The organism is Quadrisphaera granulorum, assembly GCF_003149145.1.
Lineage (GTDB): Bacteria > Actinomycetota > Actinomycetes > Actinomycetales > Quadrisphaeraceae > Quadrisphaera > Quadrisphaera granulorum.
This window is the reverse complement of the sequence record NZ_QGDQ01000060.1, coordinates 1-3,773: the sequence shown is the minus strand read 5'-3', so window position 1 is coordinate 3,773 and position 3,773 is coordinate 1. Positions and strand designations below refer to the sequence as shown.

Annotated in this window: 4 protein-coding genes; all 4 read left to right on the top strand. The window is 72.6% G+C overall.

Annotation, left to right across the window (positions count from 1 at the left end):
- Positions 1-310: 310 nt before the first annotated feature.
- The 4 genes from BXY45_RS22555 (at position 311) to BXY45_RS22540 (ending at position 3,330) form a co-directional block, all read left to right on the top strand.
- Entirely contained in the window at positions 311-976 is a 666-nt protein-coding gene (locus BXY45_RS22555) for a thioredoxin-like domain-containing protein (protein WP_245961975.1), read from the top strand.
- Positions 946-1,812 carry a DUF305 domain-containing protein gene (locus tag BXY45_RS22550; RefSeq protein ID WP_211319863.1) on the top strand — a complete coding sequence of 289 codons (867 nt, stop codon included), beginning with the start codon at positions 946-948 and terminating at the stop codon, positions 1,810-1,812. The genes BXY45_RS22555 and BXY45_RS22550 overlap by 31 nt, the downstream gene beginning before the upstream one ends.
- A gap of 97 nt (positions 1,813-1,909) precedes the next feature.
- On the top strand, positions 1,910-2,740 hold the full coding sequence (locus tag BXY45_RS22545; RefSeq protein ID WP_109776778.1) for a hypothetical protein: 831 nt from the start codon (positions 1,910-1,912) through the stop codon (positions 2,738-2,740).
- Positions 2,737-3,330 carry an RNA polymerase sigma factor gene (locus BXY45_RS22540; RefSeq protein ID WP_211319862.1) on the top strand — a complete coding sequence of 198 codons (594 nt, stop codon included), beginning with the start codon at positions 2,737-2,739 and terminating at the stop codon, positions 3,328-3,330. The genes BXY45_RS22545 and BXY45_RS22540 overlap by 4 nt, the downstream gene beginning before the upstream one ends.
- Positions 3,331-3,773: the final 443 nt, after the last annotated feature.

Below are 3,773 nucleotides of genomic sequence, written 5' to 3'. Positions count from 1 at the left end.
GATGCTGCGTGACCGTCAGCCCTACCGCCCACGGACGACGCCGACGAGCTCTGAGGTGGCCCTGGCCGCTTGACAACGACATAGGGACACCCCCCGTCCCGCCATGAACCCGATCGCCCGTGGCGCCATACGCACGGGGAGCACTCGGCACGGAGACCATCGGCCGCCGTCGATCAACCTCGCGCACGGCCGCTAGCGTCGCAGAGTGCTGCGGCTTCAGGCCGGGCCGCACGCCCTTCGAGCTGTGGGGCCGCGCCTGATGCACCGCGACTCCGGGTAGCGACTCCTGACGTCATGCGACGATCGACGCGTGGCCGAACCCCGCAAGATCGACCGCGCCGAGCGCGCCGCCCGCGCCGCAGCAGCTCGGCAGGAGGCCGAGCGCCGTGAGAAACGGCACCGTCGGCTCGTCATCGGGTTGACGGCGGGCGCTGTCGCCGTCGTCGTCGCCGTGGTGGCCACGGTCATCTACGTCGACACCGCGGACGAGCGTGCCCTCGCGGCCGCCGCCGAGAAGCCCATCGAGGGCGTCAAGGAGTACGGCGGCAAGTACGGCAAGGACCTCGGCCGGGACCACGTCACCACCGACGTCACGTACGACCCGCTGCCTCCGGTCGGCGGGAACCACGACCAGTACTGGCAGAACTGCGGCGTCTACACCGACCAGGCGCAGGTGAAAGACCGCAATGCCGTCCACTCCCTGGAGCACGGAGCGGTGTGGGTCACCTACGACCCGTCGCTGCCCGCCGCCGAGGTCGCGAAGCTCCGCGAGGCGGTCTCCGTCAGCGACTACACGCTGCTCAGCCCGTACGCCGGCATCCCCAGCCCGGTCGTGGCCAGCGCCTGGGGCGAGCAGCTTCAGCTGCCGAACGCCGACGACCCGCGCCTGGCGGTCTTCATCCGCAAGTACGTCAACGGCCCGCAGACCAAGGAGCCGGGCGGGGCGTGCAGCGGCGCGGTCGGCACGCCCGCGTGAACCTGCCCGCCGACACCCTCCCGGAGAACGACGACGAGGGCGTCTCGGACGACGACGACGAGGGCCTCGCAGACGACAGTTCCTCCGGACAGCGTTCGGGCCTCGTCACGGCGCTGGCGATGTTCGCGGCGGTCTGCCTCGCGGCGGCGGTGGGGCTCGGTGTGGCGCTCGTGGCGCGCGCCGGACCGTCGTCGTCGTCGGCCAGTGCTGTGGCCGCACCGACGGACGAGTCGGTGGAGGCCGGCTTCGCCCGAGACATGCAGGCGCACCACCGGCAGGCGGTGACGATGTCACTGTCCGTGCTGAACAGCACCGACGACCCCGAGGTGCGCCAGCTGGCCACCGACATCCTGCTCACCCAGCAGCAGCAGGCCGGGCAGATGCACGGCTGGCTGGAGCTGTGGGGGTTGCCGCAGACCGGGTCGCAGCCGGTGATGGCGTGGATGGCTCGTGCTGGAGATGGCGGGGGCGGCGGCCACGACATGGCCGGGATGCACGGCATGAACGCTATGGACGGCATGGGCAGCACGAGCGGGTCGGGCGCCGGGTGGAGTGTCGGAGTCAGCGGCGTGGACTCCATGCCCGGCATGGCCACCGCCGACCAGCTCGCCCGGCTGCAGGCCGCGCGGGGTACCGACGCGGAGCGGCTCTACCTGCAGCTGATGATCCCCCACCACGAAGCGGGCGTGGAGATGGCGCAGGCTGCGCTCGGTCTGCTGCCAGCGCGTGACACCGCCGAGCGCACCCTGGCGCAGTCGATCGTGGCGTCGCAGACCAGCGAGCTCACGGTGCTCCATGCCCTGCTCGACGCGCGTGGCGGTCCGCCGACGTCCTGACGCTTCGGTGCGTCCTCGAGGTCTGCTGGGACGTCTGCGCCGCTGCCGGACAGGTGCTGGGTGACGGGCCGCCAGGCTCGCCGGCACCCGAGGAGAGATGGACACCGTGGACGACGAGCACCTGCACCGGCTGCTGGCCGACGCCGAGCCGCCCGCCCCCACCGCTGACGTGGCGGTCTTGGCCTCCCTGGCGCAGCTCAACCGGAGGGTGGCAGCCCAGGAGTCGGCGCAGCAGTCAGCGCGAGATTCAGCGCAGCAGTCAGCACTGGCCTCCGGCACGAGCACGGCCGCCCTTCCCGGCGACGAGCTGTCCCGCCGCCGCGGACGGCGCCGCCTGTCCCGCGGCGCGCGCGTCGGGCTCATCGCGCTGGCCGGCACGCTCGCCCTCAGCGGCACCGCTGCGGCAGCCGTGCACGCGGCGCGCACCGGATGGTTCGGAGCGCCGGGCATGACGGAGAACGACACCACCGAGTGGCTCGACAGCAGCGCCCCCGACTTCCCGGACGTCGTCGAGTCGCTGCGTCCGGCCTACGTGACGTTTGCGCCGGGCACCGACGCCGCGTCGGCCGCCGCCTGGACGGTCATGGCGTCGCGAGCCTCCGGCGGCATGCTCCAGGAGACCCTGGTCGCGCGCAGCTACGCGACCTACGGGCAGTGCTCCTGGGCTGCGGCGTGGCTGGCCAGCACCCCCGGCGATGCCGCGCACACCACCGCCACCGACCAGCTGGCAGCGTCCGCCGAGTGGCCGGTCTTCGCTGCGACCGACGGCGGCGGCATCGTCGCCGAGATGCGGGAGATGGCCTCGGCCGCCCGCGCCGAGAACGCCCCGGAGGTGGAGCGCCTCGCGGAGCTGGGCTGCAGCGATGCGCTGCTCCACCCGCACGGCGGCGACTCCGCCAGCCCCAACGGCGCGACGACCCAGCCGTGATCGCCAACCTCGACCGCGACGAGCGCGGCCAGCACCGTCCGCGCCCTCTGACGAGCACCGCCCGGGCCTTCCCCGGACGCGATGACGCGGCGCTGGAGACGTTCCTCGGAACGGTGGCGCCGAGACTGCTCGCCTACGCCTTACGCCGGGTACAGCCGAGCGAGGACGCCGCCGACGTCGTCGCCCAGGTACTGCTCACCGCCTGGCGCCGCCGCGATGATCTTCCTCAGGACAACGACGCCGCCGCGGCGTGGCTGTTCGGCGTGGCCCGCAACGTGCTCGCCAACCACCGGCGTGGGCAGGTGCGGCGCGAGGCGCTCGCCGACCGGCTCCGCGACGACCTCACACGCGCCGAACGCTCCTCCGCCAGCCACGCCGGCCACGCCAGCGCCGACGGGCCTGCCGAGCGCGTGCGCGAGGCGCTGGAGCTGCTGCCCGAGGATGACCGGGAGCTCCTCACGCTGGTGGCGTGGGACGGTCTCGGTATCGCCGAGGCCGGGGCGGTGCTGGGGCTCGGTGCGTCGTCCGCGCGCAGCCGGTGGGCCCGCGCCAAGCAGCGCTTCGCTGCCGCGCTGGAGACCCTCGGCTGACTGGCCGGCCGCCGCCCAAGCACCGCCGCGCCTGCGCACTTCAGGGGCGTCATTCGCGCCGCGACGCCCCTGAACTGCACCAGCGCCCACCCCCCTCCTCCTCGACGATCAAGGAAGTTCTGCACGCCACACCAGCCCGTGACCTGCACAGTTTCCGCGGCAACGGGTTGCAGATCTTGGCGATCGATCGGGATTTCCCGCACGGGGAGCCGATCGATCGCCAAGATCTGCGTGATCTGTGATGAGCACCGCAACGTCAGCGCTGTGACGCTCACGTCCTTGATCTCGGTCAAGGGGATGCGGTGACCCGTCCACATCTTCCGGGCCCGAGACAGCCCCTCCCCGCGACGATCACTCGAAAATGACCGAGAGGTGCGCTGGGAGGTGACTCAGGCGGCCTGGGCTTCGGCGTCGGTGAGAGCGACGTGGAAGCCGAGGCCTTC

Coding starts and splice junctions, on each gene's coding strand:
- BXY45_RS22545 (WP_109776778.1), top strand. CDS start 1,910: ATGGACACCGTGGACGACGAGCACCTGCACCGGCTGCTGGCCGACGCC.